9 protein-coding genes are annotated in these 18564 nt (G+C 64.5%); 6 read left to right on the plus strand and 3 right to left on the minus strand.

The genetic code is table 11. From position 1 onward, the window contains the following. Window positions 1-12 precede the first annotated feature (12 nt). Window positions 13-9855: an amino acid adenylation domain-containing protein gene (locus AC19YX_RS28495; protein ID WP_500607595.1), complete on the minus strand. Its 9843-nt coding sequence runs from the start codon at window positions 9853-9855 to the stop codon at window positions 13-15. A 175-nt stretch (window positions 9856-10030) separates the two neighbouring features. Here AC19YX_RS28495 and AC19YX_RS28500 point away from each other — a divergent pair, with 175 nt between their 5' ends. Together AC19YX_RS28500 and AC19YX_RS28505 are read left to right on the plus strand one after the other, a co-directional pair. Then, window positions 10031-11005 (plus strand): siderophore-interacting protein, encoded by a 975-nt coding sequence (locus AC19YX_RS28500; protein ID WP_500607596.1) that lies wholly within the window; start codon window positions 10031-10033, stop codon window positions 11003-11005. A gap of 148 nt (window positions 11006-11153) precedes the next feature. Continuing rightward, window positions 11154-12284: a cupin-like domain-containing protein gene (locus AC19YX_RS28505; RefSeq protein ID WP_500607597.1), complete on the plus strand. Its 1131-nt coding sequence runs from the start codon at window positions 11154-11156 to the stop codon at window positions 12282-12284. Between the two features lie 78 nt (window positions 12285-12362). Here AC19YX_RS28505 and AC19YX_RS28510 read toward each other — a convergent pair whose 3' ends face one another. Both AC19YX_RS28510 and AC19YX_RS28515 read right to left on the minus strand, forming a co-directional pair. Beyond that, entirely contained in the window at window positions 12363-13103 is a 741-nt protein-coding gene (locus AC19YX_RS28510; RefSeq protein WP_421549516.1) for a thioesterase II family protein, read from the minus strand. A gap of 54 nt (window positions 13104-13157) precedes the next feature. After that, window positions 13158-14351, minus strand: a complete 1194-nt coding sequence (locus AC19YX_RS28515; RefSeq protein WP_078473841.1) for an MFS transporter — start codon at window positions 14349-14351, stop codon at window positions 13158-13160. Between the two features lie 137 nt (window positions 14352-14488). Here AC19YX_RS28515 and AC19YX_RS28520 point away from each other — a divergent pair, with 137 nt between their 5' ends. The 4 genes from AC19YX_RS28520 to AC19YX_RS28535 all read left to right on the plus strand — a co-directional run bounded on the left by AC19YX_RS28520 (window position 14489) and on the right by AC19YX_RS28535 (window position 18505). Continuing rightward, entirely contained in the window at window positions 14489-15106 is a 618-nt protein-coding gene (locus tag AC19YX_RS28520; RefSeq protein WP_201131818.1) for a TetR/AcrR family transcriptional regulator, read from the plus strand. 109 nt (window positions 15107-15215) lie between these two features. Further along, window positions 15216-16028, plus strand: coding sequence for a glucose 1-dehydrogenase (locus AC19YX_RS28525; RefSeq protein ID WP_078473843.1), 813 nt, complete (start codon window positions 15216-15218; stop codon window positions 16026-16028). Then, window positions 16021-17862, plus strand: a complete 1842-nt coding sequence (locus AC19YX_RS28530) for a glycoside hydrolase family 15 protein (protein WP_201131819.1) — start codon at window positions 16021-16023, stop codon at window positions 17860-17862. Before AC19YX_RS28525 ends, AC19YX_RS28530 begins: the two co-directional genes overlap by 8 nt. A gap of 193 nt (window positions 17863-18055) precedes the next feature. Next, entirely contained in the window at window positions 18056-18505 is a 450-nt protein-coding gene (locus AC19YX_RS28535) for a hypothetical protein (protein WP_500607598.1), read from the plus strand. Window positions 18506-18564: the final 59 nt, after the last annotated feature.

Below are 18564 nucleotides of genomic sequence, written 5' to 3' on the forward strand. Positions count from 1 at the left end.
CACCACTCCTCGCTATGAAATTAGCTTCTCAAGCTCTTCTCCTGATAAACGTTTGAGGGCAGCCAAAGATTTAGCTAATTCGTCTTGAAGTGGCTGACTATCGGATTTCAGGGCGGCGATACCCTCGGCGAACGCTTGCAGGTTGCTGGCAATGAACAAATCCTTGAGCGGCACTTCGACGCCAAGCTGCTCACGCACCCGGACAATCACCTGGGTCGCCAGCAGCGAGTGCCCACCCAACTCAAAGAAGCTGTCAGTCAAACCCACCTGTTCCAGCTTCAGCACCTCCTGCCAGATTGCCGCCACCTGCTGCTCCAGCTCGCTGCGTGGCGCCACGTACAACTGCTGCATCTGGCTCGCGTCGGCCTTCGGCAGCGCCTTGCGGTCAAGCTTGCCGTTGGGGCTCAGGGGCAGTTTTTCGAGGAACAGCAGGTACGCCGGGACCATGTAGTCCGGCAGGTGCTCGCGCAATCGACCCTTGATCGCCTCGCGCAGGCTGGCCTGGACTTCCGGCTCGGTACCGACCTGACGCACATCCTCGGGCACCACGTAGCCCACCAGTTGCAAACCATTGGCACTGGCCTGGGCCAGGACGATGGCTTCGCGGATTCCCTCTTGCTCCAGCAGCCGCGCTTCGATTTCACCCAGCTCGATACGGAAACCGCGGATCTTCACCTGATGGTCGATACGCCCCACGTACTCGATGATGCCGTCGGCATTAAAGCGCGCGAGGTCACCGGTGCGGTACAGGCGACCGCCGAGTTGTTCGGCAAACGGGTCCGGCATAAAACGTTCGGCGCTGAGGTCCGGACGATTGAAATAACCACGGGCCAACAACTCGCCGCCAATCACCAGCTCACCCACCACGCCAATGGGCGCCGGGCTGCCGGTGTCGTCGAGGACATAGATGCTGCGCCCCGGCAGGACATTGCCGATGGGCATGGTCAGCGGTGTTGGCCGCGCACCACTGACGTAGTCGGTGCAATCCAGGGCAGTCACCGTGACCGTGGCTTCGGTGGGACCGTAAGTGTTGAGCAGCACCACCTGTTCCAGGCCCGCCTGCTTCCAGGCCGCCAGACCTTCCGGCGGCATGGCTTCGCCACCGGCATGCACCTGTTTGAGCACCCCGTAATCCCGTGGGCCGATGGCCGCGAAATCCTTGGCCAGCAAGTTCCAGTAAGCGGTGGTCAGGTCGAGCACGCTGATGCGCTTGCTGATCAGCTCACAGTAGAAGCGCTCGCTGTCCCAGATCTCGGTACCGCGCAATACCACCGACGCACCGCAAATCAGCGCCGGGTACAGCTGCTCGACAAAGCCGTCGAAGTTGAAGGTGGAGAACTGCAGAATCCGGTCGCTGCCATTGAGATTGAAGAATCCAAGAGACACATAGGCGTGCCGGGTCAGGGCCGACTGACTGATGCCAACCCCCTTCGGCCGTCCGGTGGAACCGGAGGTGAACATCACGTAGGCCAGGTTATCCGCCAGGGCGCGGTTGACCAGGTTGCCGTCATCCAGGCCAGCCCAATCGGCGTCCTGATCCAGGCACAGGCTGGCGACCCCGACGGGAATGCTCAGGCGCGACTGCAAGTGGCTCTGGGTCAGCAGCAAGCGGGTGCCGCTGTCTTCGATCATGCACAGCAGGCGATCCTGGGGGTATTCCGGGTCCAGTGGCACGTAGGCGCCGCCAGCCTTGAGCACCGCCAGCAGGCCAATGATCATGTCCAGGCCGCGCTCCACCGCGATGCCCACCAGCACATCCGGGCCGACACCGCGTTCTTGCAGGTGGCGAGCCAGGCGGTTGGCCCGGCTGTTGAGCTGGCGGTAGCTCAGTTGTGCATCCTCGAAAATCAGCGCCACCGCCTCGGGCTGGGCCTCGACCCGCGCTTCGAACAACTGGTGCACCCGCGCCTGGCTCGGGTAGTCCAGGGTCGCCCGGCCCCAGTCACTGATCATGCGCTGCTGCTCGGCAGCATCCAGCAACGGCAGATCGCCGATGCGCTGCTCTGGGTCGGCAACAATCGCCTGCAGCAGGTTCTGCCAGTGCCGGGCCAGACGCTCGATGGTCGAAGCCTCGAACAGGTCGGTGGCGTAGGTCAGGATCGCGGAAAATTCTTCGCCGTGTTCCTGGGTGTCCAGGGACAGGTCGAACTGCGAGGTGGGGTTGTCCCACTCCAGGGCTTCCAGGCGCAGGTGCGGCAATTGCCGCGCAGTCTGGGCCTGCTGGGCCTGGGCCTGGTGGTTGAACATCACCTGGAACAAGGGGTTGTGGCTCAGGCTGCGCTCCGGATGCAGCTCCTCCACCAGCTGTTCAAACGGCAGATCCTGATGCGCCTGGGCGCCAAGCGCCGCCTGCCGGACCTGTTGCAGCACCGCCCGGAACGGCTGCTGGGCATCCAGTTCGGCTTTCAGTACCTGGGTGTTGACGAAGAAGCCGATCAAGCCTTCCGTTTCAACCCGGTTGCGGTTGGCAATCGGCACCCCGACGCGGATATCCGCCTGACCGCTGTAGCGATGCAGCAAAATCTGGAACGAGGCCAGGAGCAGCATGAACGGCGTCACCCCTTCACGCTGGGCCAGGCTTCGCAAGGCGCCACTGAGCTGCGGCGGCAACGGCACATCCAGATGGGCACCGCGATAGCTCTGTTCAGCCGGGCGCGGGCAATCGGTGGGCAGTTCAAGCACCGGTTGCTCACCTCCCAGTTGCCCGACCCAATAACCCAGCTGCCGCTCACGCTCGCCCGCGTCCATCCACTGCCGCTGCCAGATGCCATAGTCGGCGTATTGAATCGGCAGCTCGGGCAGCTCGACCGTCAGGCCCTGGCTGTAGGCGGCATACAACGCCACCAGCTCATCGACCATCAGGTCCATCGACCAGCCATCGGAGACAATGTGGTGCTGGGTCATCACCAGCACATGGTCATCCGGCGCCAGGCGCAAGAGCTTGACCCGCAACAGCGCGCCTTCGCGCAGGTCGAACAGGCGGCTGGTTTCAGCCTCGACATAGGCGCGGACCTGGCCGGCCTGATCGCCGCCGGCCGGCAATACATCCCATTGCAGATTCAACGGCGCCCCGTGGTCGATGACCTGCAAGGTGCGCTCGCCGTCGTCGACAAAACGGGTACGCAGTGACTCGTGACGAGCGACCAGGGTATTGAAGCTGCGCTCCAGGGCTGGCACATCCAGCGGGCCGTGCAGGCGCAACGCAGCAGGGATATGGTAGGCGGCGCTTTCGGGCTCCAGCTTCCAGAGGAACCACTGCCGCTCCTGGGCGTAGGACAAGGCCAGCGGTCGGTCACGTTCAACTCGCACAAACGGCGGTTCGTGACGGGCCGGCCGATCCCCGAGGGAGGCGACAAAATCCTGCAGGCTGCTGTGCTCGAACAGACTGCGCAGCGGCACCTCCCGATTCAAGGCGTGCCGTACTCGGGACACCACCTGGGTCGCCAGCAGCGAGTGCCCACCCAGTTCAAAGAAGCTGTCAGTCAAACCCACCTGTTCCAGCTTCAGCACCTCCTGCCAGATCGCCGCCACCTGCTGCTCCAGCTCGCTGCGTGGCGCCACGTACAACTGCTGCATCTGGCTCGCGTCGGCCTTCGGCAGCGCCTTGCGGTCAAGCTTGCCGTTGGGGCTCAGGGGCAGTTTTTCGAGCAACAGCAGGTACGCCGGGACCATGTAGTCCGGCAGGTGCTCGCGCAATCGACCCTTGATCGCCTCGCGCAGGCTGGCCTGGACTTCCGGCTCGGTGCCGACCTGGCGCACATCCTCGGGCACCACGTAGCCCACCAGCTGCAAACCGTTGGCACTGGCCTGGGCCAGGACGATGGCTTCGCGGATCCCCTCTTGCTCCAGCAGGCGTGCTTCGATTTCACCCAGCTCGATGCGGAAACCGCGGATCTTCACCTGATGGTCGATACGCCCGACGTACTCGATGATGCCGTCGGCATTGAAACGCGCGAGGTCACCGGTGCGGTACAGGCGACCACCGGGTTGCTCGGCAAACGGGTCCGGCATAAAGCGTTCGGCGCTGAGGTCCGGACGATTGAAATAACCACGGGCCAACAACTCGCCGCCAATCACCAGCTCACCCACCACGCCAATGGGCGCCGGGCTGCCGGTGTCGTCGAGGACATAGATGCTGCGCCCCGGCAGGACATTGCCGATGGGCATGGTCAGCGGTGTCGGTCGCGCACCACTGACGTAGTCGGTGCAATCCAGGGCAGTCACCGTAACCGTGGCTTCGGTGGGACCGTAAGTGTTGAGCAGCACCACCTGTTCCAGGCCCGCCTGCTTCCAGGCCGCCAGACCTTCCGGCGGCATGGCTTCGCCACCGGCATGCACCTGTTTGAGCACCCCGTAATCCCGTGGGCCGATGGCCGCGAAATCCTTGGCCAGCAAGTTCCAGTAAGCGGTGGTCAGGTCGAGCACGCTGATGCGCTTGCTGATCAGCTCACGGTAGAAGCGCTCGCTGTCCCAGATCTCGGTACCGCGCAACACCACCGACGCACCACAGATCAGCGCCGGGTACAGCTGCTCGACAAAGCCGTCGAAGTTGAAAGTGGAGAACTGCAGAATCCGGTCGCTGCCATTGAGATTGAAGAAGCCAAGGGACACATAGGCGTGCCGGGTCAGGGCCGACTGGCTGATCCCAACGCCTTTGGGCCGTCCGGTGGAACCGGAGGTGAACATCACGTAGGCCAGGTTATCCACCAGGGCGCGGTTGACCAGGTTTCCGTCATCCAGGCCGGCCCAATCGGCGTCCTGATCCAGGCACAGGCTGGCGACCCCGACCGGAATGCTCAGGCGAGACTGCAAGTGGCTCTGGGTCAGCAGCAAGCGGGTGCCGCTGTCTTCGATCATGCACAGCAGGCGATCCTGGGGGTACTCCGGGTCCAGTGGCACGTAGGCGCCGCCGGCCTTGAGCACCGCCAGCAGGCCAATGATCATGTCCAGACCCCGCTCCACCGCGATGCCCACCAGCACATCCGGCCCCACCCCGCGCGCTTGCAGGTGGCGAGCCAGGCGGTTGGCCCGGCTGTTGAGCTGGCGGTAGCTCAGTTGTGCATCCTCGAAAATCAGCGCCACCGCCTCGGGCTGGGCCTCGACCCGCGCTTCGAACAACTGGTGCACCCGCGCCTGGCTCGGGTAGTCCAGGGTCGCCCGGCCCCAGTCACTGATCATGCGCTGCTGCTCGGCAGCATCCAGCAACGGCAGATCGCCGATGCGCTGCTCTGGGTCGGCAACAATCGCCTGCAGCAGGTTCTGCCAGTGCCGGGCCAGACGCTCGATGGTCGACGCCTCGAACAGGTCGGTGGCGTAGGTCAGGATCGCGGAAAATTCCTCGCCGTGTTCCTGGGTGTCCAGGGACAGGTCGAATTGCGAGGTGGGGTTGTCCCACTCCAGGGCCTCCAAGCGCAGGTGCGGCAATTGCCGCGCAGTCTGGGCCTGCTGGCCTTCCCCTTGATGGTTGTACATCACCTGGAACAGCGGGCTCTGGCTCAGGCTGCGTTCGGGCTGCAAGGCCTCCACCAACTGTTCGAAGGGCAGGTCCTGATGGCTCTGGGCATCCAGGGCGGTCTGCCGCACGTGCTGCAACAGTTCGCTAAAGGGCACCTGGCCATCCAGTTCGGCCTTGAGCACCAGGGTGTTGACGAAGAAGCCTATCAGGCGCTCGGTCTCGACCCGATTACGGTTGGCTATCGGCACGCCCACGCGGATATCCGTCTGCCCGCTGTAGCGATGCAGCAAGGCCTGGAACGAGGCCAGGAGCAGCATGAACGGGGTGACGCCTTGCTGCTGGGCCAAGTGGCGCAGCGCCTTGCTCAGTTCGGCGCCAAGGGCCAGGTCGACTTTCGCGCCACGAAAACTCTGTTCCGCCGGGCGCCCATGATCGGCCGGCAGCTCCAGCACCGTCTGCTCACCACCCAGTTGCCCGACCCAGTACGCCAACTGCCGCTCGCGCTCGCCAGCATCCATCCATTGCCGCTGCCAGACGCCATAGTCGGCGTACTGAATCGGCAACTCGGGCAGCTCGACCTTCAGGCCCTGGCTGTGGCCGGCATACAGCGCCACCAGTTCATCGACCATGACCTGCATCGACCAGCCATCGGACACGATATGGTGCTGAGTCAGGATCAGCACATGGTCATCCGGCGCCAGGCGCAGCAGCTTGACCCGCAGCAACGGTCCTTGCTGCAAGTCGAACAGGCGCGCGGTTTCCACCTCGACCCTGGCCTTGATTTGCGCCGCGCGGTCCTCGACCGGCGGCAAGACTTCAAGGTCGATTGGCAGCGCCATCTGCCCGGCAATTCGTTGCAGGGTGCGCTCGCTCGTCTCGACAAAGGTGGTGCGCAAAGACTCATGGCGCTCGATCAGGGTGTCGAGGCTGCGCTGCAAGGTCTGGACATCCAGGTCCCCATGCAAGCGCAAGGCAGTTGGCAGGTGATAGGCGGCACTCTCGGGGTCCAGTTGCCAGAGAAACCACTGCCGCTCCTGGGCATAGGACAGGGCCAGGGGCTGCTCGCGATCAACCCGCACAAATGGCGGCTCCTGGCCCTGGGTCACCGGCCCCAGGGACGCGGCAAACTCCGCCAACCGGCTGTGCTCGAACAAGGTCCGCAGCGCCACTTCCAGGCCCAGGCTCTGGCGCACCCGCGACACCACCTGGGTCGCCAGCAGGGAATGCCCGCCGAGTTCGAAGAAATCGTCAGTGAGGCCGACCTGTTCCAGTTTCAGCACGTCCTGCCAGATCGCCGCGATCTGCTGTTCCAACTCGCTTTGCGGCGCCACATAGGCCTGTTGCAACAGGCTGGCGTCGGGCTGGGGCAAGGCCTTGCGGTCCAGCTTGCCGTTGCCGGTCAATGGCAGGGTGTCGAGGAACAGCAGGTGCGCCGGGACCATATAGTCCGGCAGCTCCGTGCGCAGTTGAGCCTTGATTGTCTCCCGCAGCTCGGCGTCAGCCGCCTGCCCCGGTTGGGCCACGATGTAGCCCACCAGTTGTTGGCCGTTGACACCGTCCATGGCCAGGACCACGGCTTCGCGCACGGCCGGCAGTTGCAGCAAACGCGCTTCGATCTCCCCCAGTTCGATGCGGAAACCGCGGATCTTCACCTGATGATCGATACGCCCGATGTACTCGATGACCCCATCGGCGCGGTAACGCGCCAGGTCACCGGTGCGATACAGCCGCTCGCCATGATTGGAAAACGGGTCAGCAATAAAACGCGTGGCCGTCAGGTCGCCGCGATTGAGGTAACCACGGGCCAAACCGGCCTGGCCAACATACAGCTCACCAATGCAGCCCTTGGCCACTGGGTTGAGGCTGCTGTCGAGCAAGTACCAGGAGAGATCCGGGATCACCTCACCAATCGGGCTGCTGGCGTCTGCCTGCAGATCGGCCTGGGTGATCGGACGGTACGTCACGTGCACCGTGGTTTCGGTGATGCCGTACATATTGATCAGTTGCGGCTGCTGGTCGCCAAAACGCTGGAACCAGGGCTGCAGGGCTTTCACTTCCAGGGCCTCGCCGCCAAATACCACATAGCGCAGAGCGTTGCCGGATTCATTGGCGCAGGCCACTGGCATCAACTGCTTGAAGGCCGACGGGGTCTGGTTCAGCACCGTGACACCCTCGTCGCACAACAGCTTGAAGAAGTCTTCTGGCGAGCGGCTGACGTCATGGGGCACCACCACCAGCTTGCCGCCGTACAGCAGTGCGCCAAAGATCTCCCACACCGAGAAGTCGAAGGCGTAGGAATGGAACAGGCTCCAGACATCCTGCGGGCCAAAGTTGAACCAGCGGTCGGTGGCCTGGAACAGGCGCAGCACATTGTGGTGCGGGAGCAAGGTGCCCTTGGGTTTGCCAGTGGAACCGGAGGTGTAAATCACATAGGCCAGGTTGGCCGGGTCGATCGCCACCTGTGGGTTGTCCAGGCTGTAGCCAGCCAATTCGGAGGTGTCGAGTAGCAGCGTGCGCACCCCGTCCGGGATCGGCAGCGTTTTAAGCAAAGACGGCTGGGTCAGCAGCAGACGAATGCCGCTGTCCTCGATCATGTAGGCCAGCCGCTCCTGTGGATAAGCCGGGTCCAGAGGCACATAGGCACCGCCGGCCTTGAGGATCGCCAACAGCCCGACCACCATCTCCAGGCTGCGCTCCACCGCCAGGCCGACCAGCACATCAGGGCCGACGCCGTTTTCAATCAGTTGATGGGCCAACCGGTTGGCCCGCTGATTGAGCTGGCGATAGCTCAGGGACTGCTGCTCGAATACCACCGCCACGGCCTCGGGCGTGCGCTCGACCTGCTGTTCGATCAGCTGATGAATGCCCTGGGTGGCCGGGAATTCAATCCGGGCCGGGTTCCAGGCCTCGATGCTCGCCTGGTGCTCGGCAGTATCCAGCAACGCCAGGTCGCCAATGCGCTGGTTGGCATCGGCCACCATCGCGTGCAGCAGGTTTTGCCAATGCTGCGCCATGCGCTCGGCGGTGGCCGGGTCGAACAGGTCGGTGGCGTAGGTCAGGGCGGCATGCAGCTTGCCGTTTTTTTCGTAGGTATCCAGGGTCAGGTCAAACTGGGTGGTGCGGCTCTGCCAGTCGATCAACCCCAGCTCCAGGCCGGACTCCAGCTGCAAAGTGGTGACGTCGGCGACCTGAGGCTGGTGGTTGTACATCACCTGGAACAGCGGCGTATGGCTCATGCTGCGCTCAAGGCGCAAGGCCTCCACCAACTGCTCGAATGGCAGGTCCTGATGGGCCTGGGCTCCCAGGGCAGTGTCCCTGATCGCCAGCAACAGCTCAGCCACCGTGGCCTGTGGGTCGATCCGGGTGCGCAGCACCTGGGTGTTGACGAAGAAACCGATCAAGCCTTCCAGTTCGCTGCGGTTACGGTTAGCGATCGGCACCCCGACGCGGATATCGGTCTGCCCGCTGTAGCGCTGCAAAAGAAGAGTGAAAGCCCCCAGCAGCAGCATGAACAGGGTGACGTTCTGCTGCCGTGCCAGGTTGCGCAATTGCTGCGCCAGGCCATCGTCCATGGCGAATTCATGACGGGTCCCGCGATGGCTCGGCAGCGCCGGGCGCGGGCGGTCCGTGGGCAGTTCCAGCACCGGGTGTTCGTCACCCAGTTGCTCGCGCCAGTAATCGAGCTGGCGCTCCTGCTCGCCGGCTTCGAGCCAGCGTCGCTGCCACAGGCCGTAGTCGCTGTACTGGATCGGCAGCGGCGCCAGCAGCGCCTCGGCGCCGGTGACATGGGCGCTGTAGAAACGGCTGAACTCGTCGATCAGCAGGTTCATCGACCAACCGTCGGAAACAATGTGATGCAAGGTCAGCAGCAGCACATGTTCGGCGTGATCGAGCTTGAGCAGGCGCACTCGCAGCAGCGGCCCCTGCTCCAGATCGAAGGGTTCCAGAGACTGCCGCTCAGCCTCCTGGCGCACCCGGGCCTCGCGCTGATCCACCGACAGCTCGGTCAGGTCCAGGTGTTCGACCCGCAGCGGCTGTTGCAGGGGCACCTGCTCCAGGCGCTGGTCGGCCATTGGTCGGAACACCGTGCGCAAGGTCTCATGACGCGCCACCAGGCTGGCGAATGCCTGCTCCAGCGCCAGCTCATGCAAGGGCCCAGTCAGGCGCACGGCCCCCGGCAGGTTATAGGCACCGCTCTGCGGGTCCAGCTGCCACAGGAACCACATGCGCTGCTGGGCATAGGAAAGGGCCTGACGGTCCTCGACCAGCACCCCGGCCGGAATCGGGAACAGCGAAAAGTCGATCTTTTCCGCGCGCAGGCCTTCAAGGAACAGCCGGCGCTTTTCCAGCGGCAATTCGATGAAGCGGCGGGCAAGTTTCAGGGACTTTTCAGCATTCATCTGGGGCCTTCCGTACATGTTGGGTATCGAGCTTTGGCTCGGCTATCCCTACGGAACGGATAACCCGCACAGAAAATTAGCGCCCTGCGCCCTGACGCAAGCCCCCTGCGGCACGGGTAAATCCCCCTCGGTACAACTCGTCCAATCAGTAACCCCTTCGCAAAAAGGCATTTCCATGTCCTCAGCAGCATCCCTCGGCCGCGCCCTGAGTAACGGCTTGCGCAGACTGGTCGGCACCCCGGCCGGGCAGCCCACTGCCTACCGCATGATCGATGCCCAGCTCAAGCGCCGGATTGTGCTCAGCCCGTCGCTGACACGCCTGGTGTTTGCCAGCCCCGACATTGCCCTGGCCCGCACCCTGGCCCCGGACCAACGGATCAAGCTGTTCTTTCCCGGCGCCGACGGTACGCCGTCGAACCTGCCCCGGCAGGGCGACTGGCAAGCTGTCAGGCGCCAGATGAGCAAGGGCCAATGCCCGCCCATGCGCACCTACACCATCCGCGACCTGCGTCGCGAGCCGTGCGAGCTGGACGTCGACTTCGTGCTGCATGGGGTCAACGGCCCGGCCTCGGCCTGGGCCACCGAGGCCCAGGTCGGCGACAGCGTGCAGATGCTCGTGCCCAACCTGGAGTTTGCCGACGACCCGGGCGGCTATGAATGGCAACCGCCCGCGGACGCCCGGCAGATTCTGCTGATTGGCGATGAAACCGCCCTGCCGGCACTGGCCGGCATTCTCGAAGAGTTGGCCGATCACCCCGAAGCGATGGCGGTGCAGGCCTTTATTGAAGTGCCCGGCGAAGCCGACTGCCTGTCGCTGCGCACCGGCCCGAACACCCGCCTGAACTGGCTGCCCCGCGACCTGCTGCAATGCGCCCATGGCGAAGCCATGCTGCATGCCGCCCGCGAACTGGCGGACCTGGGGCCCAGGGCCAGTGGCACCCAGCGCGCCGCGAAGCTGCCGGAGGTCGACATCGAGCAACAGATCCTCTGGGAACGCGCAAGCCCCTCCCACAGCCACTTCTATGCCTGGGTTGCCGGCGAATCCGCTGCGGTGATGAGCATCCGCCGCCATCTGATCACCGAGCGCGGCCTGGATCGCCGCGAACTGACGCTGATGGGCTACTGGCGCCAAGGGCGAAGCCTGAACTGAGGACTTGTTCACGATCTGCTGCGCCTGGCTCATGGGGTGTCAAATCTGAGGCCTGTCGATACCCGGCGCGGGAGCCAGCGCCCTGGATAAATTTTCCAGCCCAGGCTTCGTTCCCTCTTCAGGCCCACATACACCCAGAGGGAATGCCGTGGATTTGCAGAACGTTCTGTCAAAGCTGTTCGCCAATGCCGGCTCCGTCGGCATCGAAGGCGTATTTCAATTCGTCTTCGCCCCCAACCTGATGTTCTGGTCCGAAATCAGGGAGCGCACCACCACCCAGAGCGGCCTGCACGCCCGCCCGGATGTCACCATCAACGTCGCGGAAAAAGACTTTCTCGGCATCATGGGCGGCGTTGCCGATGTCGAAGAACTGTTTGCCAGCGGCCGCCTGAAAATCGACGGCAACATGGGCCTGGCCACCCTGCTGCCGCAAATCATCGAAAGCGCACGCCATGGCGGCCAGGCGGAAAAGGTCGACATGAACAAGCGCTACCCGACGCCGCCCAGGTTCAGCGAGCGGGTTTCCGCGGCGCAGCCGGTACAGCGAGAGGTAGCGCGGATCGCCCGCCACGCGTTGTCGATCGGCGACTTCCGCGCCCACTACCTGCCCGAAGGCATTCCCCTGGTGATCAGCAATGCCCTGAATGACTGGCCATTGTTCAACATGGGCCGCGAAGAATCCCTGGTGCACTTCGCCGAGTTGCAGGGCATTACCCGCCACGGCGACTACGTGAAAAAGACCTTTTCCACCGACCGCGACTTCCGCTCCACCTCCATGGCCGACTTCATCGCGTCCCTCGATGCCCCAGCCCAAAAGGGGCCCAACGGCGAACCGCCGGCCTATATGGGCAACAACATTTTGCCGGCGCAATTGATGGAGCAGATCAGCTACCCGCCCTATTTCGACCGCACGCTGTTCATTGCGCCACGGATCTGGATCGGCCCCAAAGGCACCCTGACGCCCCTGCACCGTGACGACACCGACAACCTGTTCGCCCAGGTCTGGGGGCAGAAGTCGTTTATTCTCGCTGCGCCCCACCATCGTCCCGCCCTGGGCACCTGGTCCACGGCGCCCAAAGGCGGGCTCGACGGCTGTGACTTCAATCCGGATGCGCCGGACTACCAACGCTTCCCCCAGGCCCGTGACGTGACGTTCCTGCGGGTGACCCTGGAGGCCGGCGACCTGCTGTTTCTGCCGGAAGGCTGGTTCCACCAGGTGGAGTCGGTCTCCACCTCGCTCTCGGTGAATTTCTGGGTCAATTCGGGACGCGGCTGGTAACCGGTGCCGGCACTGGCCCCTGGGTCAGTGCCGGAGGCGCGTGAGTGCAGGAGCAACCCGCAGGGGAAAAGCGTCCGCTCAGACGCTCAATGCAACCTTTTGCCCATGCCGCCGATGATGCACCTCCAGGTAATCCTTGATTGCCCGCAGCACCTTGGCTTCGTGTTCATGGATAAAGAAGTGCCCGCCGGCCAGCATGTCCACCGAGAAGCTGCCGTGGGTTTCCTTGCTCCAGCCGATCAGTTGCTCGGTGGTGGCGCGGTCGGCCTTGCCGCCCAGTACATGCACCGGGCAACTGAGCAGCGGGCGATTGGCCGGCTGGAAACGCCCGCAGAGCAGAAAGTCGGCCCGCAGGATGGGCAACGTCAGGCTCATCAGCTCTTCATTGCCCAGCACTTCTTCACTGGTGCCCTGCAGGGAGCGCAACTGCTCGATCAGTTGCGCGTCGGTCTTGGGCTCGGAGAACCCGCGGTCGTACTCCGAGCGCATGCTCGGGGCCGCGGTGCCGGAGGCGAACAGGGCCACCGGTTCCGGCCCGCCCAGGGCACGCAGGGCGTGGGCCATTTCACAGGCGAGCAAGGCGCCCAGGCTGTGGCCGAACAGAGCATAGGGCGCTTTCAGGCTGGGCAGCAGTTCGCTGGCCAGTTGCCGGGCCAGTGCGCGCATGTCGGTCTGCAACGGCTCGCCGAAACGCGCACCGCGCCCCGGCAATTCCACCGGCTGCAGTTTCAGCCACTGCGGCAGCTTGCGCCGCCAGCGGCTGTAGACCATGGCGCTGGCGCCGGAATAGGGCAGGCACAGCAGTGTCAGTTGGGTCACTGCACTTACCTCAATCAGTTATGTGTAAAGAGAACGGATTGAGGTCGCTGCAAATTAGTCCGGCTGTGGTGCCCCGCGGCTCAGGCGGCGACAGCTCTGCACCGCCGTCCACAACACCACCGCCCCGGCGCCTAGGGCCACCCAGAACCCGCTGCGCGCGCCATAGTGGTCGGCGAGCCAGCCGGAGCTGGCGGCCCCGATGGCCACGCCGATGCTCAGGCCGGTGACCAGCCAGGTCAGGCCCTCGGTGAGTTTGGCCGGGGGCACGATGTTCTCCACCAGGGCCATGGCCACGATCAGGGTCGGAGCGAAGAACAGACCGGCGACAAATACCGCCAGGGACAGCCCGGGAATATTGCTCACGATCAGCAGCGGCAAGGTGGTGACGGCGGTGGCGATGCCGCCGTACATAAACAGGCGGGGCAAGGGCAAGGTCGGCTTCCAGGCGCCGAAGGCAATGCCGGCCAGGCATGAACCGATGGCGTACACCGAAAGCACGATGCTCGCTGCCGCCGGCTGGCCCTGCTGCTGGGCAAAGGCCACGCTGACCACGTCCACCACCCCGGCAGTGGTGCCCATGGCGACCATCAACAGCACCAGCAGGCGCAGTTCCACCGAGCGAATGATCGAACCTTGCTGCGGACCGGTATGGGGGTGCACCGCCGGTTCCGTGGCGCGTTGCAACACCAGCGCGGTGACGCCGACGGCCAGGGCCAGCAGCGCCACCAGCGGCCCGGCCTCGGGGAACACCGCCACGCACAGTCCTACCGACAACGGCGGGCCGACGATAAAGCACAGTTCATCGAGCACCGATTCCAGGGCATAGGCGGTCTGCAACAGCGGCTGGCCACGGTACAGCTCGGTCCAGCGCGCCCGGACCATGGCCGACATGCTCGGCATGCAGCCGGCCAGGGCGGCAAACAGGAACAGGGTCCAGGTCGGCGCCTGCAAGCGGGTGCACAGCAACAGGGCCAGCAACGCCCCGCCACCGACGCCGGCGGCGATCGGCAGGATCCGGCCCTGGCCAAAGCGGTCGACCATGCGTGACACCTGGGGCGCACAAAACGCCGTGGCCAGGGCGAAGGTAGCGGCCACCGCGCCGGCCAGGCCGTAACCGCCCTTGAGCTGGGAGAGCATGGTGATGATGCCGATACCGGTCATGGAGATCGGCATGCGGGCGATCATCCCGGCGATGACAAAGGCGCGAGAGCCCGGGGCGTGGAACAGCTCGCGGTAAGGATTAACCATGGACTTTCAACCTCGGCAGGGGCGTGCAACTTGCCATAAACAGCAGCTGCAGTAAAAATACATACGGTGCGTATGTGAGAAATAATGCGAACATACGCGGCGTATGTCAAACCCCATTGCCCAGATGAGTAGCCGCCATGAGCCCCCGCCCCCGCGCTGAAATGATCGAAGCCACCCGTGCCAAGCTGCTGGCCAGCGCGCGCCAGGCCTTTGGCCGCCTGGGTTACGCCCAGACCTCGATGGACGACCTGACCGCCGAAGCCGGCCTGACCCGGGGTGCCCTGTACCACCATTTCGGCGATAAAAAAGGCTTGCTGGCGGCGGTGGTGGCGCAGATCGACGCCGAGATGGACCAGCGCCTGGAGGCGATTTCCAGCACGGTGGCCGACCCCTGGCAGGCGTTCTGCGAGCGCTGTCATGCCTACCTGCACATGGCCCTGGAGCCTGAAATCCAGCGCATCCTGTTGCAGGATGCCCGGGCGGTGCTGGCCGACAGCGCCCAGGCCGGCGAAGAACAGTGCATCGAGTCCCTCGGCGCCCTGCTCCAGCAATTGATAGACGCCCGCGTGGTGGAGCCCGTCGCGCCCCTGGCCCTGGCGCGCCTGATCAACGGCAGCCTGGTGGAAGCTGCGCTGTGGATCGCCAATGCCGCGCACCCGGCACAAAAGCTCGAGCAAAGCCTGGGTGGCCTGAACCTGTTGCTGCGCGGGTTGCGGCGCAGCGATGCAGCGGCAGCAACCGCTGCCGGAGCCTGAACCTGAAACCCGTGAGCGCCTGAACACGCCACGGATTTATCGCGCCCGCTGAACTCCCGGCCACCTTCACCAGTCAGCTAATCACGCTCCCTGAGTTAAGGATTGCCCCATGCAGCTCTCCCTCGATGGACAAGTGGCCCTGGTCACCGGCGCCAGTTCCGGTATCGGCGCAGCGGCCGCCACAGCGCTGGCGGCCGCCGGAGCCAGCGTCGTGCTGAACTACAACAGCCAGCCCGAGCCCGCGCAAAAGCTCGCCGCCGATATCAACGCCTGCGGTGGCCGGGCCGTGGCCATTGGCGCCGATGTGTCAAAGGAGGACGAGGTCGAGCACCTGTTCGCCAAGACCCTCGAAGCCTTTGGCTTTCTCGATATCCTGGTGGCCAATTCCGGCCTGCAACGGGACGCGCTGGTGACCGAAATGACCCTCGACGACTGGAACCAGGTGATCGGGGTCAACCTCACCGGGCAGTTTCTGTGTGCCCGCGAGGCGCTGCGGATTTTCCAGCGCCAGGGCATACGTGCCGGGGTCTCCAGGGCGGCGGGCAAGATTATCCACATGAGCTCGGTGCACCAGGTGATTCCCTGGGCCGGCCATGTGAATTACGCCGCCTCCAAGGGCGGGGTGGAGATGCTGATGCGCAGCCTGGCCCAGGAGGTCAGCGAACAGCGGATCCGGGTCAACGGCATTGCCCCCGGAGCGATCCGCACCGCCATCAACCGCACGGCCACCGAGGGCGAGGCCGGGCAGGAACTGCTGAAGCTGATCCCCTACGGGCGCATCGGCGAGGCCCAGGATGTGGCGAATGCGGTGGTGTGGCTGGCGTCCGATGCTTCCGACTATGTCGTGGGCAGCACCCTGTTTATCGATGGCGGCATGAGCCTCTATCCCGGCTTTTATGAAGAAGGGCGTGGCAATGGCTGAGTCTCATACAGAACGGCAGCATCCAGAACGCCAAAGCCCGATCGACGCCCACGGCATCATCGGCGATATGCGCAGCGCGGCCCTGGTCAACGACAAGGGCAGCGTGGATTTCTTCTGCTGGCCGGAGTTCGACAGCCCGTCGATCTTCTGCTCGCTGCTCGACTCCCCCGCTGCCGGAATCTTCCAGTTGGCCCCGGACCTGGCCGACGCCCGGCGCGAGCAGATCTACCTGCCGGACACCAACATTCTGCAAACCCGCTGGCTGAGCGAGCGGGCGGTGGTGGAAGTCACCGACCTGCTGCCGGTGGGCGACAGCGAAGATGATCTGCCGTTGCTGATTCGCCGGGTGCGGGTGGTCAGCGGCCAGGCCACCGTGCGCATGCGCTGTGCGGTGCGCCACGACTACGCCCGGGCCAAGACCCGGGCCCGGGTCGACGCCGACGCGGTGTGTTTCGAGGCCGACGGCCAACCCGGCCTGCGCCTGGTCGCCAGCCAGGCACTGCGCCTGGAGGGCGACAGCGCGGTGGCCGAATGGGTACTGGAGCAGGACCAGAGCGCCGAGTTCATCCTCGGTGGCATCGACGACCCACGGGTCGCAGTGGGCACCAGTGATCTGTGCCTGCAACGCACCCAGAAATTCTGGCGCGACTGGATCGGCCAATCCAACTACCGCGGGCGCTGGCGCGAGATGGTCCACCGCTCGGCCCTGGCGCTCAAGCTGCTGACCTCGCGCAAGCACGGGGCGATCCTTGCGGCCGCCACCTTCGGCCTGCCGGAAACCCCCGGCGGCGAGCGTAACTGGGATTATCGCTACACCTGGATCCGCGATGCCTCGTTCACCGTCTACGCCTTTATCCGCCTGGGTTTCGTCGCCGAGGCCAATGCTTATATGGGCTGGTTGCGCGGGCGGGTCAGCGACTGCCATGGCCAGCCGATGAAGCTCAATATCCTGTACGGCATCGACGGCCAGCAGGAGTTGCCCGAGACCGAGCTCAAGCACCTGGCCGGCCACGGCAATGCGCAGCCGGTGCGCATCGGCAACCAGGCTTACGAACAGATCCAGCTGGATATCTTCGGCGAGCTGATGGACGCGGTGTACCTGGTCAACAAGTACGGCGAAGCCATTTCCCACCAGGGCTGGAAGCACGCGGTCCAGGTGGTGGATCAGGTCTGCGACACCTGGCAGGGCCAGGATGTGGGGATCTGGGAAATGCGCGGCGAGCAGCATCACTTCCTGCATTCGCGTCTGATGTGCTGGGTTGCCCTGGACCGCGCCATCCGCCTGGCTTCCAAGCGTTCCCTGCCGGCGCCCTTTGCCCGCTGGGACCAGACGCGGCAGGCGATCTACGACGATATCTGGAGCAACTTCTGGAACGAGGAACGTGGGCATTTCGTCCAGCACATCGGCAGCACCGCCCTGGACGGCTCGATGCTGCTGATGCCCCTGGTGCGGTTTGTCAGCGCCAAGGACCCGCGCTGGCTGTCGACCCTGGAAGCCATCGAGAAGTCCCTGGTGCGTGACGGCATGGTCTACCGCTACCGCAACGACGACAGCCAGATCGACGGCCTGGCCGGCAGCGAGGGCGCGTTTGCCGCCTGCTCGTTCTGGTACGTCGAATGCCTGGCCCGCGCCGGCCAGCTCGACAAGGCGCACCTGGAGTTCGAGCAACTGCTGCGCTACGCCAACCCGCTGGGGCTGTACGCCGAAGAGTTCGACAGCCATGGCCGGCACCTGGGCAATACGCCCCAGGCCCTGACTCACCTGGCGCTGATCAGTGCCGCAAGTTTTCTTGATCGCAAGCTGGGGGGTGAAAAGAGCGTGTGGCAGCCTTGATCGTCGCGGGCTGATCTGGCGAGCGCAGCTCCGCGCGCCACGGGCTGAGCGCCAGGTCGACGGTGGGCACACCTGTGCCCCTTCCGAACACTGTCGCCTACCGCAAAGGCCATCATATTGATATTATGCGTGGCTTTTTTACGGCCTTGTCCACAAGGCCTGCGGTCGGTCCCTCCCTGGAAATGGAATCCCTATGTATTTTGCCCGCTCCCTGGCCCTGGCAGCCCTTGTGCTGTCCACCTCCGCCTGCACGGTCTTCGTTCGCTCAGCCCCGGTCTCCCACAGCAAGGCCGACCCTGTCCCTCAGGACCGGCTGCTCGCCTACCAAGCGCCTGCCGCCGGCCTGGTCAAGGTCGTGGTCACCCGCGACGAAGGCATGAACAGCCTGGGGTGCTACGTGGGTGTGCAGGCCAACAGCACACTCATCGGCCGCTTCGCCGCCGAAGAAACCGCCACCTTCTACCTGCCGACAGGCGTGGTGGACATGACCGTGATCCAGGACCCGCAGGGCAGTGGCCTGTGCGGCAAGGGCTTTGCGCCAGGGGTGACGACCTCCCATCTGCTGCGCGCCGACAAGCCGTATTACATGCGCATCAGTACCGGCAACTATCGCCGGCCACGGGTGCTGGAAACCACTGACTGAGTCGGTGCCGTGCTGTTGTCACACGCAGTAGCCCAACCCGATGGACGAGTGAATTCAAG

The sequence above is a fragment of the Pseudomonas sp. MF09150 genome (assembly GCF_059862355.1).